The following is a 17,131-nucleotide window of genomic DNA, read 5'->3' as shown; positions in this document are numbered from 1 at the left end:
CAGGGCCGGCACGCTCGAGGGTCGGACTACTCCGAGACGGTGAAGCCCTGCTCCGTCGCGTAGTCGACCAGCTTCTGCTGCAGGTCGTCAGCGGCCTGGGAGCCATCCTTCTCGCCGGCGTTGATCGCCGCCAGCTCCTCGGTGAACGAGGCGTAGTAGAAGGAGCCGAAGGGGCTGTAGGTGAATCCCTTGTACGCGTCGGCGGCGGGAACGTAGACCTCCTTGTTGGCCTGCTGGCCTGCGAAGAATCCCACCTCCGCGTTGACGAACTCGTCAGAGGTCAGCACGGCGTTGTTCAGCGGGAAGATGATCTGGTTCTGCCATCCGTCGGCCAGCGAGGCGTCGTCGGCGTAGATGCCGAAGGCGACCTTCGCCGCGAGCTCCGCGTTCTTGGCCTGAGCCGTGACGGCGAAGGCAGAGCCGCCCCAGTTGACCGAGACGGGGTTGGCGGTGTCCCACTGCGGCAGTGGGGCGACGGCGAACAGTCCGGCGTCCTCCCCGGAGCCGACACCGGCGCCGCTGAGGTAGCCGGGAGCCCATGCGGCAGACACGTAGGTCGCGTAGTCGCCGCCGACCACACCGGAGATGTACTCGGGGGTGAACTGGTCCTGCGTGCCGACGAGTCCCTTCTCGACGAGTCCTGCCCAGTAGTCGAGCACCTCCTTCGACGCGTCGTCGTTGACCTTGATGCCGATGTTCTCTGGCGTGGTCGGGTCGTAGGTGAACGGCTGGGCGCCGTTCTGGATGGTGAGCGCCATGAAGACGGCGGGCACGTTGGCGCCCAGGTCGCCGAGCAGCGGGCCGCCGGCATCCTTGAGGGCCTGACCTGCTGTCTCGTACTCTGCCCACGTGGTCGGAACCGCGATGCCGTACTTCTCGAACACGTCGGTGCGGTAGATCAGGCCCATGGGGCCGCCGTCGACGGGAGCCGCGAAGACGGAGTCTCCGACGGAGACGTCCTTCCATGCGCCCTCGCTGAAGTTGTCCTTGACGTCGTCGTAGCCGAACTCCTTGATGTCGACCAGTGCATTCTGAACGACGTAGTTCGGGATGCGGTCTGCCTCGAGCATGATGACGTCGGGCGCACCGGATCCGGCGGAGATCGCTGTCTGGAACTTGTCGTACTCGTCGTTGCCCTGGCCGGCGTTGGTCCAGCAGACCTGCACGTCGTCGTGGCCCTCGTTGAAGTTCTCGACGACCTTGTCCATGTTGGGGTACCAGCCCCAGACCGTGACGGCCGGGAGGTCAGTCTTGGAAATGGTGTTGTCGCAGGTGAGGTCGCTGGCGTTGGGGGTCTCGCCACCGCCATCCTGCGCGCAGCCGGCCAGCATGGCCGCGACGGCGACCACGGAGCTGACCGCGATCAGAGTCTTGTTCTTCACTGTGTTTCCCTTCGATTACTTCGTTGTCAGAAGGTGGTGCGTGAGCTGCGGGCGCGTGGCCTCGAGTGTTCGCCTCGGCGGATCCTCGTCGACCCCGTGCAGGGAGCGCTGTGCGCCTCCGCATTTACAACGTTGTATATAACGTTGTAAATGTATCTTGGACACTCGGACTTCCCGTGTCAAGGGACGCGCCGCAAATGGACTCGTGGCCGGGCTAGATCGTCGTCGACTCACGCTGGATCAGCTCGAACCGCGTGAAGTGCTCGCGGGGCGCGAGAGCCGTGCCCTGGTTGTTGATGCGCTCCTGCAGGAACTGGATCGCCACCTCGGCGATCTCGACGCGACCGGGATCGATGGTCGAGAGCGTCGGTAGGGTGTACCGCGTCTCGTCGATATCGTCGAAGCCGATCACCGCGACGTCCTGGGGAATGCGCAGTCCGGCCTCCTGCATGACCCGCATGGCACCGAGCGCCATCGAGTCGTTGAATGCCACGACCCCGTCGAAGGCGACACCGGATGCGAGCATGCGCCGCATCCCTTCCGCTCCCTCGAAGCGGAACCAGTCGCCAACCTCGCACACAAGTCGCTCGTCGAAGGGGATGCCCGCCTCCTCGAGGGCCTGGCGGTAGCCGGCAAGGCGAAGGCCGGCCGAGCCGATGACCTCTCCCTCGTGGGCGCCGAGCGCGATGATCCGCCGGCGGCCGATGCCGATGAGGTGCTCCGTCGCCGCCTTCGCACCCTCGGTGTTGAGCATCGTCACATGGTCGGTTGGGCCATGGAAGATCCGCTCGCCGAGCAGCACCATCGGTGTCGTGATGCTCTCGAGGAGATGCGCGTCCTCCTCGCCGAGGGCGAGGGCGCTGTAGAGCACACCGTCGACCATCTGCATCCGCGAGCCGCGCAGCACCTCGAGCTCGCGGGCCCGGTCGGCACCGGACTGCTCGATGATCACCGACAGGCCCTTGGCGTCGGCCGCCCGCATGACCGAGTCGGCAAGCTCGGCGAAGTAGGCGTTGCGAAGGTCGGGGATGATGAGGCTGATGACACCCGTACGGCCCGATCGCAGCCCCCGCGCCGTCAGGTTCGGCCGGTAGCCGAGCGTCTCGATCGCATCGACCACCTTCTGGCGGGTCTCCGGCTTGATGTGCGGGTAGTCGTTGACGACATTGGAGACGGTCTTCAGCGACACTCCCGCGAGCGCGGCAACATCGTGCATGGTGATCGACACGATCGAAGATTACAACGTTGCAGACTCCACGGGTGCCTCCACGACCTCGCCGCGCCGCTCCCGCAGGATTCGCAGGGCGAACGGCGCCCAGAGAATCACCGCAACCCCGGCGCCGATGAGCAGGCCGCCGACCGTGTCCGTCATCCAGTGCGCCCCGAGGTAGGTGCGGCTGAGCGCCATGAGAACGACGTAGACCGCACCGGCCGTGACCACCCACCAGCGCCAGGTCACGATGGCGAGCACCGTTGCAAGCGTCGCCGCGTTGGCGACGTGCCCGGAGGGGAAAGAGCCGGAGTCGATGCTCAGCAGGATGTCCTCCGGTCGCAGCCGGCCGAACGCCACCTTGAGACCCTGCACCAGAACGGCACTGAGACCGATCGAGAGGAGCGCGAAGAGCGCGGTCCAGCGCTTGCCGGCCAGCAGGAGCAGAACGACGATGAGCACAGAGACCGCGGTGGCGAACCACCCGGTGCCGACGAAGTTGAGCACGTACGACGGCACGTCCCACAGCGGGCTGCGGTGCTCGACGATCTCCTCCATCCACTCCGCGTCGGCCTCGAGCGGGGTGTTGCCGCGCACGAGCACGACGAGCCCGAGCACGGCGCCGATAACGAGGGCTCCGGCCCCGGAGAGGAGGGGCCAGTTGAGCTGTACGCGGGCGGCGCGTCCCTGGTTCTGCTGTGGCATCCATCCACCGTAGCCGCGCGCCGTCACTCGAGTCGGGCCTTGCGGTCGCCTCGCCGCCGTGAGAGTGACCGCGAGGCCCCACTCGACGTGCCGCTAGCGGGTGAGGGCCGGCACCGTTCTCGGTCGCACCACGGCGATGATCACCACGAGCGAGACGACACTCGTCGCCATCATCATGATGCCCATGGGGATCGCGTTGTGGATGCCGAACAGCCCAACGATCGGCGACAGCAGCCCGGCCATGCCGAAGTTCACCGCGCCCATGAGCGAGGCAGCGGTCGCCGCCTCCCCGCCGTGCCCGTCGAGCGCGAGAACGCCCTGCATCGGGAAGCAGAATCCGCAGCCGAGGATGAAGAACCACAGCGGGATGAGGATGCCGAACAGGCCGGCCCCGTTGACGTCGAGCACGACGATCGTCGTCGCAGCCCCGAGCATGAGGATGATCGCGCAGAGCAGGATCCACTGCGGAGGAACCAGCCGTGCCAGCCGCGACGCCGACTGCACCCCGATCACGATGCCGATCGAGTTGACGGCGAACAGCACCCCGTACTGCTGCGGATCGAAGTCGTACACCTGCTGGAACAGGAACGACCCGGCGGAGAGGTAGGCGAAGAGCCCGGAGAAGGTCATGCCGGCGATGATGATCACCCCGACGAAGACGCGATCGGTGAACAGCGCCCGGTAGCGCTCGCGAGCCGTGCTGTGCCCTCGGTCGCCGCGGCGGGCGGCTGGCTGGGTCTCGACGAGGAAGAACACGGCGGCGAGGATGACCACCACGCCGTATGCGGTGAGGAAGACGAAGATGCCGCGCCAGTCCATGGCGAGCAGCAGCTGGGAGCCGATGAGCGGAGCCACGATCGGCGCGAGGCCGTTCACCAGTGCGAGCCGCGACATCATGCGCACGAGCGGGAGCCCGCCGAACAGGTCGCGCACCATCGCCATGGCCACGACGCCCCCACCGGCCGCGCCGACGCCCTGCAGCACCCGGAAGATGCCGACCCATGCCACGTCGGGGGCGAAGACGATGGCGAGGCTCGAGACGATGTGCAGCGCCGTCGCGATGATAAGCGGTGTGCGCCGCCCGATCTTGTCGCTCCATGGCCCGACGAGCAGCTGGCCGAGGGCGAAGCCGACGGTCGTCGCGGTAAGGGTCAGCTGGATCGCCGCCGCACTGGTGTTGAGGTCGGCCTCCACGACCGGGAACGCGGGAAGGTAGAGGTCGACGGTGAACGGGCCGAGCGCGGTGAGCGCACCGAGCACGATGACGTAGACGAAGCGCTGGCGCGAGGTGAGCGAGTCACCGGGGTGAACGACGGTAGTCACGAAGAGGTGTGTCCTTGGTAGTGCCGACGCGACCGCGCCGCAATGGGGTTCTAGTCGGCGATCGCCGGAATGGTGTGGCTCGCGGCGAGTTCTGCAACCCAGTGGCCGCTGTCCTTGACGGTGCGCTCGAGAGTCTCGTAGTCGACCCGCACGATGCCGAACCGCTTGGAGAAGCCGTAGCCCCACTCGAAGTTGTCGAGCAGCGACCAGACCATGTAGCCACGGAGGTCGACCCCGCGCTGCAGGGCGCGGTGGGCAGCGGTGAAGTGGCGGCGCAGGTAGTCGGTGCGCTTCGGGTCGGCGACCCGGCCGTCCCGCTCCTCGTCTTCGAACGCTGCACCGTTCTCTGTGATGACGAGAGGCGTCGTCGGAAACTGCTCGTGCAGCGAGACGAGCAGCTCTTCGAGGCCCTCCGGCGCGATGTTCCAGCCCATGGAGGTGTAGGGGCCAGCCTGCTCGAGAAACTCGACGTGCTCGCTGCCCGGCCAGGCCGTGCCGCTCGATGGCTTGTGGCCGTCGGCCGCCTGCTTGGGGCTGTGGCCGTCCCAGGTGCGCACGGTCGCGGTCGAGTAGTAGTTGACCCCGAGGAAGTCGATGGGCTGCTTGACGATGTCGAGGTCGCCCGGCTGAACGAAGGCCCAGTCGGTGACGTCGCGGGTGTCCTCGAGCAGGTCGGCCGGGTACTCGCCGAGCAGCATGGGGTTGGTGAACGCGCGGTTGGCGAGGGCGTCGATGCGGCGGGTGGCATCCTCTGCGTTGCCGTCGCCGGGGCGCAGCACGTGGAAGTTGAGGGTCACCGAGTACTCGGCGTCGGCCTTGGCAACCGTGCTGCGCAGCGCCTGCAGGCCGAGGCCGTGGGCGAGGTTGAGGTGGTGAACGGCGGCGAGGGCGTCGCGGCCGCTCGTGCGACCGGGAGCGTGGCCACCGGAGCCGTATCCGAGGTAGGCAGAGCACCACGGCTCGTTGAGGGTCGTCCAGGTGTGCACGCGGTCGCCGAGGGCCTCCCCCGCGATCGCGGCGTAGTCGGCGAAGCGATAGGCGGTGTCGCGCACCGGCCAGCCGCCGGCATCCTCGAGCTCCTGCGGCAGGTCCCAGTGGTACAGCGTCGCGATCGGCCGGATGCCCCGCTCGAGCAGCCCGTCGACGAGCCGAGAGTAGAAGGCGAGCCCCTTCTCGTTGCTGCGGCCGGAGCCGCCCGGCTGCACGCGCGGCCAGGCGATCGAGAAGCGGTACGCCTCGAGGTTGAGGCGCTTCATGAGATCGAGGTCGTCGTCGAGCCGGTGGTAGTGGTCGTCGGCGACGTCGCCGGTGTCACCGTTGACGACCTTGCCTGGCACGCGGCTGAAGGTGTCCCAGATGGATGCCGTGCGGCCGTCCTCGAAGGCCGCTCCCTCGATCTGGTACGAGGCCGTCGCCGACCCGATGATGAACTCTGGCGGGAAGACGAGACCGCCGTCACGGTAGTCGGCAGAGCCGGTGGTCGTGAAGCCGGTGGTGGGGAAGTCAGTCACAGGGAGCGCTCTCTCGAATCGATTCGATAACCCGTCAAGCCTACGGCCTCCAGGCCCTCGCCTCCGCCCCTCCGACCACAGGAATCAGAGGGATCGGATGGCGAACTCGCGCTCCGACGACGAGGTGACGGCACCGGCAGCAACCGTGAAGGTCGCGCTCTCGCCGGTCGGCGTCGTCACCGTCACGCTGCGATCCTCGCCGGCAGCGCCGAGCACGATCGTCAGACCGTCGAGGTAGTCGTAGTCCGGTCGGTCGGTGCGCGCGCCGAGGGGAATGACGGCGCCCTCGCGAACATAGAGCGGGATGCTGTCGAACCCGTGCACCTCGCGTCGCCACCCGCCGCCGGCGACCTTCTCCCCCGTGAACCAGTTGGTCCAGGTGCCGGGCGGAAGGTACAGCTCGACCTCCCCGCTCGCCGTGAACACCGGTGCCACGAGCAGGTCGCGGCCCAGCATGTACTGCCGGTCGAGGTAGGCCGCACCGGGGTCGTCGGGAAACTCGAACTGCATCGGCCGCAGCACGGGCAGGCCGTGCGTGTGGGCCTCGAGGCCGGCGGCGTAGAGGTACGGCATGAGCGAGAGCTTCAGCTTCGTGAAGACGCGTGTGACCTCCACCGCCTCCTCGTCGAAGGCCCACGGCACCCGGTACGAGCCGGAGCCGTGCAGGCGGCTGTGGCTCGAGAGCAGGCCGAATGCCGTCCACCGCTTGAACACCGCGGCATCGGGCGTGCCCTCGAAGCCGCCGATGTCGTGGCTCCAGAAGGCGAAGCCGCTGAACGCGATCGACAGCCCCCCGCGCAGGGTCTCGGCCATCGACTCGAAGGTCGACGTCGAGTCTCCGCCCCAGTGCACTGGCATGGCCTGTCCGCCGACCGTCGCAGAGCGCGCGAAGACGATCGCCTCGCCCTCGCCCCTCTCCTGCTCGAGCAGCTCGAACACGGCCCGGTTGTACAGCTCGGTGTACCAGTTGTGCATGCGCTCCGGGCTCGAGTTGTCGAAGTAGTCGACCTGGAGTGGGATGCGCTCGCCGAAGTCCGTCTTGAAGCAGTCGACGCCCTGGTCGAGGAGGTGCCGCAGCTTTCCCTGGTACCAGGCAACGGCATCCGGGTTGGTGAAGTCGACGAGGCCCATGCCCGCCTGCCAGAGGTCCCACTGCCAGACGTCGCCGTTGGTGCGCTTGACCAGGTAGCCAGCCGTCGATGCCTCCTCGAACAACGGGGAGCGCTGCCCGATGTACGGGTTGATCCAGACACACACCTTGAGCCCCTTGTCGTGCAGGCGAGAGAGCATGCCGGCCGGGTCGGGGAATACCCGGGGGTCCCACTCGAAGTCGCTCCAGTTGAACTCGCGCATCCAGAAGCAGTCGAAGTGGAAGACGCTCAGCGGCAGGTCGCGCTCTGCCATGCCGTCGATGAAGCTCGTGACCGTTGCCTCGTCGTAGTCGGTGGTGAAGCTCGTCGACAGCCAGAGGCCGTACGACCAGGCCGGCACGACCGCCGGGCGACCGGTGAGCGCGGTGTAGCGCTCGAGGATCTCGGCCGGTGACGATCCTGCGATCACGAAGTACTCGATGGACTCGCCGGGAACGGAGAACTGCACCCGCTCGACCGCCTCCGACCCGACCTCGAACGACACGTGGCCAGGATGGTTGACGAGCACCCCGTACCCGCGGTTGGTCAGGTAGAACGGCACGTTCTTGTAGGCCTGCTCGCTTGAGGTGCCTCCGTCGGCGTTCCAGATCTCGACCGACTGGCCGTTCTTGACCACCGGGCCGAACCTCTCGCCGAGCCCGTGGACGAGCTCGCCGACGCCGAGCGAGAGCTGGGCAGCCATATAGGAGGATGCGAGGGGCGCCGTCGTTCCGGCGCGCGCGTTGCCGACGATGCCGCCATCCACCTGCGCATCCGCCGTCAGCGCCATGTGCCCGAGTGACTTGGCACCGGCGGAGGTGATGACGCGGCCATTGGACTCGAAGGCGAGGGAGAACGGCGCACCGGCGGCGATGCGCGCCGTGAGGTCGCCGCTGCGGATGGTGCCGCCCGCGGCATCCACCTCGATCTGCGCAGCGCCGTCGACCGCGCCGACGAGGTCGAACCCCCCGGCGCCCCGCGCCCCGGCGAAGTGGCCGGCCTTGACGCCGATCACCCCAGGCAGCGGAGAGCTCAGCTGCACGGTGATGGTCGCGGTGTTGAGTGTCGTGCCGCGCGATTCGATGCGCTTGGTCGGAGCCGTCACCACGAGCGCATCACCGTGCGCCTCGATGTCGTATGCCTCCTGGGCGTACATCGGCGTGACGCCGGGGCGCACCTGCCAGAACCCGTCGGTGAACTTCATTACTTGACTGCTCCTGCCGTGATGCCGCGAGTGAGGGTGCGCTGGAAGATGAGGAAGAAGACGAGGGTCGGGATGAGGCCGAGCAGCGCGGACGCGCTCGTCGTCGTCACATCCATCAGCCGGTCGCCCTGCAGCACGGTGATGGCTACCGGCACCGTCTGGTTCTCGTTGCTGACGAGGAAGGTGAGCGGGATGAGGAACTCGTTCCAGGTCCAGATGAAGAAGAAGATGAGCAGCACAGAGAGCGTCGGCCTGGTGATCGGAACGATGACGCTCGTCAGCACCCGCCAGCGGCTCGCCCCGTCGAGCGATGCCGCCTCGAGGATCTCCTTGGGGAAGGTGCCGAACACCGAGGCGAGAAGGTAGGTGCCGAACGCCGCCCGGATGACGATGAAGATGATGATGACGCTCCACGAGCTGTTGTAGAGGCCGATCTCCTTGAACACGTTGTACAGCGGGTAGAGCAGAACCTCCTGCGGAAGCATGTCGGCGAGCAGGAAGAGAACGAGGATCCACACCCGCCCCTTGACCCGACCGATGCCGAGCGCGAACGCGTTGATCACCGAGAGCACGACGGCGAGGATCGCCACGGTTCCGCTGATGAAGAACGAGTTCCACAGCTTCTGGGGAAAGTCGACGCGCTGCCAGAAGGTGACGATGCCGTCGAAGTAGAGCGAGGTCGGCAGCGTCAGCGGACCGGAGCTCGTGTAGTCGGCCGGCGACTTGAACGAGTTCACCAGGATGATGAGGAACGGGATCACGATGAGCGCCCCGATGAGGATCGCGGCGACGAGGAGCGCCCAGTCCGCCGGACGGCGGCGGTGCATCCCGGTGCGGCGACGGGTTGGCCTGGTGGGGGCCAGGGGAAGGGTGGAGGCCATCAGTTGCCCATGTCCTCTCGCTCTGCGCGGTTCTGGAATCGAATGAAGATGACCGTCACGATGACGACCACGATGGTGAGGGCGGTGGCGATCGTCGCCCCGTACCCCACCTGCTGGCTCTGGAAGAACTGGATGTAGGAGTAGTAGCTCGGAACGATCGTCGACGTGCCTGGCCCTCCGCCGGTGAGGGCGTAGATCGGCCCGAACACCTTGAGCGCGGCGATCGTGCAGGTGAGGGTCACGACGAAGATCTCCGGCCGGATGATGCTGACGGTGATCGATCGGAATCGCTGGAACCAGTTGGCGCCATCCAGTTCCGCCGCCTCGTACAGCTCGGGATCCACGCGCTGCAACGCCGCCATGAAGATCACGACCGGGTAGCCGATCTGCACCCAGACCATCACGACCATGATGCTCGGCAGTGCGGTGTCGGGGCTTCCGAGCCAGTTGTGGGCGAGGTCGCCGAGACCGACCGCCTCGAGCACCGTGTTGAGCGCGCCGTTCTCCGGGCGGAGGATCCAGCCGATGACGATCGCCGCGATGGCGACCGGCAGGATCTGCGGTAGGTAGTAGGTCGCACGAAGGAAGCTCGCGATCCGGCCGCCGAACTTGCGGCCGATGACGTCGAACAGCAGGGCCGCCAGCACGAGGCCGAGCGCGGTCGGCACCACGACCATGGCGATGATCATGGCGATGCTGTTGCGGAACGACGCCCAGAACTTGTCGTCGCCGGCCAGCTCTATCCAGTTGTCGAGGCCGATGAACTCCGGTGGACGGATTCCGCGGTACTCGGTGAAGGTTAGGTACACGTTCCAGACAAGGGGAACAAGGATGATGAGCGTGAACAGCACGAGGCCGGGGATCAGATAGAGGTAGTACCCCTTCGATCCCGTGCCCGGCAGCCGGTTCTCGGATTGCGCTGGCTCTCGCCTGCGTGTCGACATCGACATGGTGCTCCTAGCTGGGGATGGATGGCGGGGCCGGCAAAGGGTCCGGCCCCGCCACGATTCGACTAACCGGTGATGTCGCTCACGCCGTCGTCATACTCGGCGCCCAGCTGGTCGAGCATCTGCTCCGGCGTGACGGATCCGTTGAGCAGCTCCTGCGTCGCGGCGACGAGCTGGTCGTAGAAGTTCGCCGTTGGCCAGTCGGGGTAGTACGACAGGCCGTCCTGGTCGAGGAGCGTGTTGAAGCTCGCGATGAGCTCAGCGCTCTTCGGGTCGGTGATGTCGGCGACGTCAGCGGCGACCGGCAGGCTGCCGTTGTTGCCGATGAGCGCCTGGATCTCCGGGCTCATCGTGATCTCGATGAACTTGTAGGCGAGCTCTTTGTTCTGCGCGCGCTCCGGCACGACCCACAGGTTGCCAGAGGAACCGGGCACGAGCGTGGAGCCGGGGAAGAGGAATGTGCCCCAGTCGAAGGTCGTCGCCTCGTTGATGACGCGGCCGTACCACCACGAGCCGGAGACCATGATCGGGTACTGCCCGCTCATGAAGCCGACGCCCATGTCCTCGGCCTTGAGGCCGGTTGCGTCCTGGCTGATCCAGCCGTTGTCGCGGTACTCGACGAGCTTCTCTGCCGCGTAGGTGAGCTCTTCGCCCTGCCAGTCGACCGGGTTCTCATAGAGCTGGTAGTCGTTGACGAATGACCGGTCGGCCTGGCTGAGGGCGAGCTGGTAGAACAGCTGGCCGAGCGGGTACTCCGCACCGGCTTCGGCGAGCGGGGTGATGCCGGCGTCGGCGAACGACTGCAGCACGTCCTCGAACTCGTCGTACGTGGTCGGCACCTCGAGGCCCTGGGCCGCGAACATGTCCTTGTTGTAGTAGACGGTCACGAACTCGCCGTAGTTGGGAACCCCGTACCAGGGGCCGGAGCCCATCACGCCGTTCTCGTCGTAGCGCGCGGTGGTCTGCAGCGAGCTGGCGAGCTTGTCGTCCCAGCCGTACTCCTCGACCGCGTCGGTGATGTCGGCGAGCAGGCCCTGGCTGGCGAGGAGTCCGGCGGTCGCGTTTCCCTTCGGCGACTCCATCACATCGGGGGCCTCGTCGGAGTTGAGCACCTGGCTCGCGGTCGAGCGGATCTGCTCGAAGCTCTTGTCTTCGTACTCGACGGTCGCGCCGGTCTCCTCCTCGAAGATCTCGATGGCGCGCTCCCACGCGATTCCGACATCGCTCTCCGTGCCTTCGAAGTGCCACAGTTTGAGGGTCTTCTCGTCGCGCTCCGGTGTGCCGGAGCACCCCGTCAGCGCCAGGCCGGCGACCACGAGCATGGCCGCGGACGCCTTCAGCGTTCTACGCATTGTCAATCTCCTTTGAGTGAAATGTCGGTGGTGCTGTGCAGAGCGCCATATTAAGTATCGGCGCGAAACATATTTTGCGCACTCGTTTCTATTTTGTCAAGTGCCGCAACAAAATGCCTGTTCTGGGTACGTCGCACGTGCGGCACGCACGCCAGAGTTCGACCGCGAACATGCCAAATGAAGGATGCGACACGCACGCGCCGCGACATCCCGCCACGACCATGCCGACCGTTGGTCTCCTGGCCTGCATTTGGCAGGTAGGAGGGGGTGGGCAGCCTGGGGTGTGCCGGCGCCGCCTCTACCGGCCGATGCGCAACGCGCTAGACGAGGTCGCGCATGGCAGCGATCGCGGCGCCGCGGGCGTAGTGCGCGAAGCGGAACTCCGGCCGCTCGACAACGACGGAGTCGACCTCGACCTGCTCGAGGTACTCGAGCATTCCCTCGCGCACGAAGTCGGGAGCGAGCTCCATCATGTCCACACCCTCGCCTGTGACCAGCACTTTGTCTGGGTCGACGGCGTTGACGGCCTCGGCGATGACAATGCCGAGCGCGCGGGCGGCGAGGTCGAATGCACGCTGGGCGGTGGCATCGCCGGCACGCGCAGCGCTCACCGCCGCCACGTAGGGAAGCGAGGCATTGTGCTCGATCGCGGGCATCGTGACGAAGCTGTGCACACACGTGGTGTGGCCCAGCTCGCACGGCATGCCGTGCTCGTCGAGGCGAGCGTGGCCGACCCTGCCCGCCCTGCCGTTGGCGCCGCGCACGATCTCGTCGAGCGCGACGACACCAGAGCCGATGCCGGCACCGAGTCCGAACACAACGAGAGACGACGACCCGACGCCGGCACCGAACCAGTGGTGGGCACCCGTGAGGGCCACGACGTCGTTGGTGACCGTCACGGGCAGCGCGATGCGCTGCGCGAGCAGGGAGGGAAGAGGCGCTGAGTCCCAGCCGAGGAAGGTCGAGTGCTCGACCACCGACTCGCCGTCGCGCTCGTGCACGCTTCCGGCGAGGCAGACGCCGACAGCGGCGGCGAGTGGATACGGGGCGAGCATGGTGGCGGCGACGGATGCGATGAGGTCGGCGACATCCTCGACCGCTGTCGAGGCGAGAGCCTCGGTGTGCTCTCGCACGACCGTCGCCGCGAGGTCGGTCACGACCGCATACAGCCGATCGCCGGTGAGCTTGATGCCGAGGAAGTGCGCGGCGTAAGGGCGCGGGTGCAGCAGCTCCCGCGGTCGACCGCGGCCAGGGGTGCGCTGCGACTCGCCCTCGAGCAGGAACCCGAACTCCACCATCTCGCGGGCGAGGCGCGTGAGGCTCGTGCGCGACAGCCCCAGCTGCCGAGCGAGCTCGACGCGCGGCTGAGAGCCGTGGATGATGACCTCGCGAAGCACATCGCGCTGGGCATCGTGCAGCGTCGGCCACACCCGCGCAGCGGCGGACGAGGGCGTCACTGCCCGGCCGGGTCGGCGAGCACCCCGGCGAACGCCAGCTCTGCTGCGCCGATCATGAGCAGGTCGCTGCCCAGCTGGGCGCGGGTGATCTGAACGGACTCGAAGGGGGCGCGCAGCGACTGCTCCTCGACGCGCCGCACGAGATACGCCTCGTCGAAGGCGAACAGCGACGCGAGGAACCCGCCGAGCACGATGACCTCTGGATTGAGCACGTTGACGGCATTGCGCAGCGAGGTGCTGAGGAAGTCGAGCTGGCGGTGCACGAGCGCGCTGACGGCCGGGTCGGTCGAGGAGAGCAGGGCGGCCTCGAGCTCGTCGGCGTCGGCAGAGGTGAGGCCGAGAGCCGAGAGGAGCGCCGCCCGGTTGACCTCCGTCTCGAGGCTGCCCGCCTCTGGGTCGGTCGAGTCGGATGCGTCGCTGTTGACCCGGATGTGGCCGAACTCGCCGGCGTAGCCCGCCGCGCCGCCCAGCTGCACCCCGCCGGCGATGATGCCGCCGCCGATACCGCTCGCGCCGCCGTTGAGGTAGACGAGGTCGCTCTTGCCGCGCCCTGCCCCGAACAGCCGCTCTGCCATGGCACCGAGACTCGCGTCGTTCGCCGCCTGCACCGGGAGGCCAGTGGCCTCGGCCATCAGTCGCGCCACTGGCTCGTCGACCCAGCCGAGGTGCGGGGCGAGGCGCACGAGTCCATCCGCTGCCCGCACGAGCCCGGGAACGGCGACCCCGATGCCGACGATGCGGCTGTCCGAGTGCGAGGCGCGCAGGCGCTCGACCTGCGTCGCTGTCGCGCGCACCGCCTCATCCACACTGAGAACGCGCGGTGTGTCGATGCGCACGCGCTCGACCACGTTGCCGGTGAAGGAGACGAGGCCGATGGTGAGAGCGTCGACCTCCGGATTGACCGCGACGCCGAGGATTCCGGAGTGCGCGTGCACCATGGGGCTCGGCCGGCCGACCTGGTTGGTCTGGCTCGGCTCCGACTCGTAGGCGAGGCCGAGCTCGCGCAGCTCTGCCACCAGTGCGGCGACCGTCGATCGGTTGAGCCCGGTGCGCGCGGTCAGCTGCGAGCGCGGCTGGGATCCGTCGTGGTGCAGCGCCGTGAGGATCGTCGACAGATTGTGCCGCCGAGTCTGGTCGTTGCTGACGCCACTGCCGGGAGCGGGCGCGCGCGTCGGAACAGCCATGGCGTTCCTCCCCTCAACGCGCACCGCCCCATGCAGTGCTCAGTGCACGCAAGACTACCGATTGCCGCCGCGTCGCTTGCTCAACACGTCGAACGCGACGGCCAGCAGCAGCACGAGTCCCTTGATCGCCTGCTGCCACGCTGCGTCCACCGACAGGATCGACAGGCCCATGTTGAGCACGCCCATGATGAGCGCGCCGATGACGGCGCCTGGCACGGTGCCGACGCCACCGGTGACCGCTGCCCCGCCGATGAACACTGCGGCGATCGCGTCGAGCTCGAAACTCGTTCCGGCCGAGGCAACGGCTCCACCCGCGCGGGCGGTCGTGACGATTCCGGCGAGGCCGGCGAGGGTGCCCATGATCACGAAGATGAAGAAGTTCACCCGTGCCGTCTTCACACCGCTCATCTGCGCGGCGAACAGGTTGCCGCCGATCGCGTAGACCTGGCGGCCGAAGACCGTGCGGTTGAGCACGAACGTGAAAAGCAGGATGAGGCCGGCAACGATGATGAGGATGATCGGGGTTCCGCGGTAGGCCGAGATCTGCCAGCCGAGGGCGACGATGGCGACGGCGGCGAGCACGATCTTGAGCCAGAACGAGACCGCGCCCTCGGTCACGAGCTCGAGGCGGCGCTGCTTGCGGCGCCCGCGGAACTGCTGCAGCACGAGGATCGCAGCAGCTGCCACGGCGAGAACGACGGTGAGGATGTCGCGGCTGCCGCGCCCCTCGCCGATCGTTCCGAACAGCTCAGGCAGCCATCCGCCGCCGATCGCGTTGAACTCCGCCGGCAGGGCGTTGATCGTTCCGCCGGTGAGGATGACGAGCGTGAGCCCCCGGAACAGCAGCATGCCAGCGAGCGTGACGATGAACGCCGGTATGCCGACGAACGCGATCCAGAAGCCCTGCCATGCGCCGACCGCCGCTCCGACGAGAAGGGCGACGATGACTGCGGCGAACCACGGGAGCTCCCACTGGGTCATCGCGACGGCGGAGATGGCGCCGACCATGGCGACCACCGATCCGACCGAGAGGTCGATGTGGCCGGCGATGATGACGATGACCATGCCGACGGCGAGGATCAGCACGTAGGCGTTCTGCTGGATCAGGTTGTTGATGTTGCCCGGCAGCAGCAGGCGGCCCTTCGTCATGACCTGGAACAGGATGACGATGACCGCGAGCGCGGCGAGGATGCCGTACTGGCGGAGGTTGGCCGGCAGCTTGGGAAGGCGGAAGGCGGTGCGGGTCGCGGTGGTCATTGGTTCAGTCCTTCTCGGCGGTCATGTAGTGCATAAGGGATTCCTGGGTCGCATCCTTGCGGGCTACCTCGCCCGTGATGCGTCCCTCGGAGATTGCGTAGATGCGGTCGGCGAGGCCGAGCAGCTCTGGCAGCTCAGACGAGATCAGGATGATCGCCTTGCCCTGTGCCGCCAGCTGGTTGATGATTCCGTAGATCTCGAACTTGGCGCCAACGTCGATGCCGCGGGTCGGCTCGTCGAGGATGAGCACGTCGGGGCCGGAGTAGATCCACTTGCTCAGCACGACCTTCTGCTGATTGCCGCCGCTGAGCTTGCCTGCCTGAACCGAGACGTTCGGCGTGCGGATGTTCATCGAGGTGCGGTACGACTCCGCCACCGAGTGCTCGGTGAACTGGTCGACCACGCCGAGCTTGGACAGCTTGGCGAGGGATGCCGCAGAGATGTTGACCGCGATGCCTCCGATGAGATTGAGGCCGTAGCGCTTGCGGTCCTCCGTCGCGTAGGCGATGCCGTTGGCGATCGCGTCGCTGACCGTGCGCACCGAGATCTCCTTGCCGCTCTTGAAGACGCGGCCGCTGATGTTGGTGCCGTACGAGCGCCCGAAGATGCTCATCGCCAGCTCGGTGCGGCCTGCCCCCATGAGGCCGGCGAAGCCGACGATCTCGCCCTTGCGCACTGAGAACGAGGCGTTGTCGACGACGACGCGCTCGGTGTCGATGGGGTGGTGCACCGTCCAGTCCTCGACACGCAGCAGCTCCTCCCCGATGTCTGGCGTGTGGTCGGGGAACATGCTCGCGAGCTCTCGGCCGACCATGGACCGGATGATTCGCGCCTCTGTCGCTTCCGGGTCCTTCATCGACAGCGTCTCGATGGTCTTGCCGTCGCGGATGATCGTGACGGTGTCGGCGATCCGTCGGATCTCCTTGAGCTTGTGGCTGATGATGATGGCCGTGATGCCCTCATCACGCAGCGAGTTGATGAGCTCGAGCAGGTGCGTCGAGTCCTCGTCGTTGAGCGCCGCCGTCGGCTCGTCGAGGATGAGCAGCTTGACCCGCTTGGACAGCGCCTTCGCGATCTCGACGAGCTGCTGCTTGCCGACGCCGAGCTCTAGGATCTTCGTCGTCGGGTTCTCGCGAAGGCCGACGCGGGCGAGCAGCTTTGCCGCCTCTGCGTTGGTGCGGTCCCAGTCGATGACGCCGCGCTTCTGGATCTCGTTGCCGAGGAAGATGTTCTCTGCAATAGAGAGGTAGGGGCTGAGAGCCAGCTCCTGGTGGATGATGACGATTCCCTCGTGCTCTGAATCGTTGATGTTGCGGAACGAGGCCTCTGTGCCCTCGAACTCGATGGTGCCGTCGAACGAGCCGTGCGGGTAGACGCCGCTCAGCACCTTCATGAGGGTGGACTTGCCTGCGCCGTTCTCGCCGCAGATGGCGTGGACCTGGCCGCGCTCCACCTCGATGGTGACGCCGTCGAGGGCGCGTACTCCACTGAAGTCCTTGGTGATGTCGCGCATTGTCAGGATGGTCGACATTGCTTCGCTTTCGATGTCTGTGTCGGGAGGTGCAACCGGGCCGGGGCTGTGAGGCCC

13 protein-coding genes are annotated in these 17,131 nt (G+C 67.0%); all 13 read right to left on the bottom strand.

Features of this window, described 5'->3' with window-relative positions; genetic code table 11:
• Nucleotides 1–26: 26 nt before the first annotated feature.
• Nucleotides 27–1,382 carry an ABC transporter substrate-binding protein gene (locus tag AC14A7_RS04050; RefSeq protein ID WP_484006606.1) on the bottom strand — a complete coding sequence of 452 codons (1,356 nt, stop codon included), beginning with the start codon at nt 1,380–1,382 and terminating at the stop codon, nt 27–29.
• A gap of 214 nt (nt 1,383–1,596) precedes the next feature.
• Nucleotides 1,597–2,610: a LacI family DNA-binding transcriptional regulator gene (locus tag AC14A7_RS04045; RefSeq protein WP_484006605.1), complete on the bottom strand. Its 1,014-nt coding sequence runs from the start codon at nt 2,608–2,610 to the stop codon at nt 1,597–1,599.
• A gap of 9 nt (nt 2,611–2,619) precedes the next feature.
• A complete protein-coding gene (locus tag AC14A7_RS04040; RefSeq protein WP_484006604.1) occupies nt 2,620–3,297 on the bottom strand; it encodes a phosphatase PAP2 family protein in 678 nt (225 codons plus the stop codon).
• A 93-nt stretch (nt 3,298–3,390) separates the two neighbouring features.
• Nucleotides 3,391–4,620, bottom strand: coding sequence for a multidrug effflux MFS transporter (locus AC14A7_RS04035; protein WP_484006603.1), 1,230 nt, complete (start codon nt 4,618–4,620; stop codon nt 3,391–3,393).
• Between the two features lie 50 nt (nt 4,621–4,670).
• Complete coding sequence (locus AC14A7_RS04030; protein WP_484006602.1) at nt 4,671–6,131, bottom strand: GH1 family beta-glucosidase; 1,461 nt, start codon at nt 6,129–6,131, stop codon at nt 4,671–4,673.
• Between the two features lie 84 nt (nt 6,132–6,215).
• Complete coding sequence (gene yicI / locus AC14A7_RS04025; RefSeq protein WP_484006601.1) at nt 6,216–8,465, bottom strand: alpha-xylosidase; 2,250 nt, start codon at nt 8,463–8,465, stop codon at nt 6,216–6,218.
• A complete protein-coding gene (locus tag AC14A7_RS04020) occupies nt 8,465–9,346 on the bottom strand; it encodes a carbohydrate ABC transporter permease (RefSeq protein WP_484006600.1) in 882 nt (293 codons plus the stop codon). Before AC14A7_RS04020 ends, yicI begins: the two co-directional genes overlap by 1 nt.
• Nucleotides 9,346–10,296, bottom strand: a complete 951-nt coding sequence (locus AC14A7_RS04015) for a carbohydrate ABC transporter permease (RefSeq protein WP_484006599.1) — start codon at nt 10,294–10,296, stop codon at nt 9,346–9,348. The genes AC14A7_RS04020 and AC14A7_RS04015 overlap by 1 nt, the downstream gene beginning before the upstream one ends.
• 62 nt (nt 10,297–10,358) lie before the next feature.
• On the bottom strand, nt 10,359–11,645 hold the full coding sequence (locus AC14A7_RS04010) for an ABC transporter substrate-binding protein (RefSeq protein ID WP_484006598.1): 1,287 nt from the start codon (nt 11,643–11,645) through the stop codon (nt 10,359–10,361).
• 320 nt (nt 11,646–11,965) lie between these two features.
• The gene (locus AC14A7_RS04005) at nt 11,966–13,102 is read right to left on the bottom strand and encodes an ROK family protein (RefSeq protein WP_484006597.1); all 1,137 of its coding nucleotides are present in this window, start codon (nt 13,100–13,102) and stop codon (nt 11,966–11,968) included.
• A complete protein-coding gene (locus AC14A7_RS04000) occupies nt 13,099–14,286 on the bottom strand; it encodes an ROK family protein (RefSeq protein ID WP_484006596.1) in 1,188 nt (395 codons plus the stop codon). Before AC14A7_RS04000 ends, AC14A7_RS04005 begins: the two co-directional genes overlap by 4 nt.
• Before the next feature lie 54 nt (nt 14,287–14,340).
• The gene (mmsB, locus tag AC14A7_RS03995; RefSeq protein WP_484006595.1) at nt 14,341–15,543 is read right to left on the bottom strand and encodes a multiple monosaccharide ABC transporter permease; all 1,203 of its coding nucleotides are present in this window, start codon (nt 15,541–15,543) and stop codon (nt 14,341–14,343) included.
• A 4-nt stretch (nt 15,544–15,547) separates the two neighbouring features.
• Nucleotides 15,548–17,074, bottom strand: a complete 1,527-nt coding sequence (gene mmsA, locus AC14A7_RS03990; protein ID WP_484006594.1) for a multiple monosaccharide ABC transporter ATP-binding protein — start codon at nt 17,072–17,074, stop codon at nt 15,548–15,550.
• Nucleotides 17,075–17,131 lie beyond the last annotated feature (57 nt).

The sequence above is a fragment of the Conyzicola sp. genome (assembly GCF_057073975.1).
Note: the sequence above shows the minus strand (reverse complement) of the source record. Positions and strands in the feature narration are given on the sequence as shown.

Bases quoted from the DNA above. Each gene is read 5' to 3' on its own strand.
- yicI (WP_484006601.1), bottom strand. From the start codon at position 8,465: ATGAAGTTCACCGACGGGTTCTGGCAGGTGCGCCCCGGCGTCACGCCG.
- AC14A7_RS04015 (WP_484006599.1), bottom strand. From the start codon at position 10,296: ATGTCGATGTCGACACGCAGGCGAGAGCCAGCGCAATCCGAGAACCGG.
- AC14A7_RS04040 (WP_484006604.1), bottom strand. From the start codon at position 3,297: ATGCCACAGCAGAACCAGGGACGCGCCGCCCGCGTACAGCTCAACTGG.
- AC14A7_RS04000 (WP_484006596.1), bottom strand. From the start codon at position 14,286: ATGGCTGTTCCGACGCGCGCGCCCGCTCCCGGCAGTGGCGTCAGCAAC.
- AC14A7_RS04020 (WP_484006600.1), bottom strand. From the start codon at position 9,346: ATGGCCTCCACCCTTCCCCTGGCCCCCACCAGGCCAACCCGTCGCCGC.
- mmsA (WP_484006594.1), bottom strand. From the start codon at position 17,074: ATGTCGACCATCCTGACAATGCGCGACATCACCAAGGACTTCAGTGGA.
- AC14A7_RS04010 (WP_484006598.1), bottom strand. From the start codon at position 11,645: ATGCGTAGAACGCTGAAGGCGTCCGCGGCCATGCTCGTGGTCGCCGGC.
- mmsB (WP_484006595.1), bottom strand. From the start codon at position 15,543: ATGACCACCGCGACCCGCACCGCCTTCCGCCTTCCCAAGCTGCCGGCC.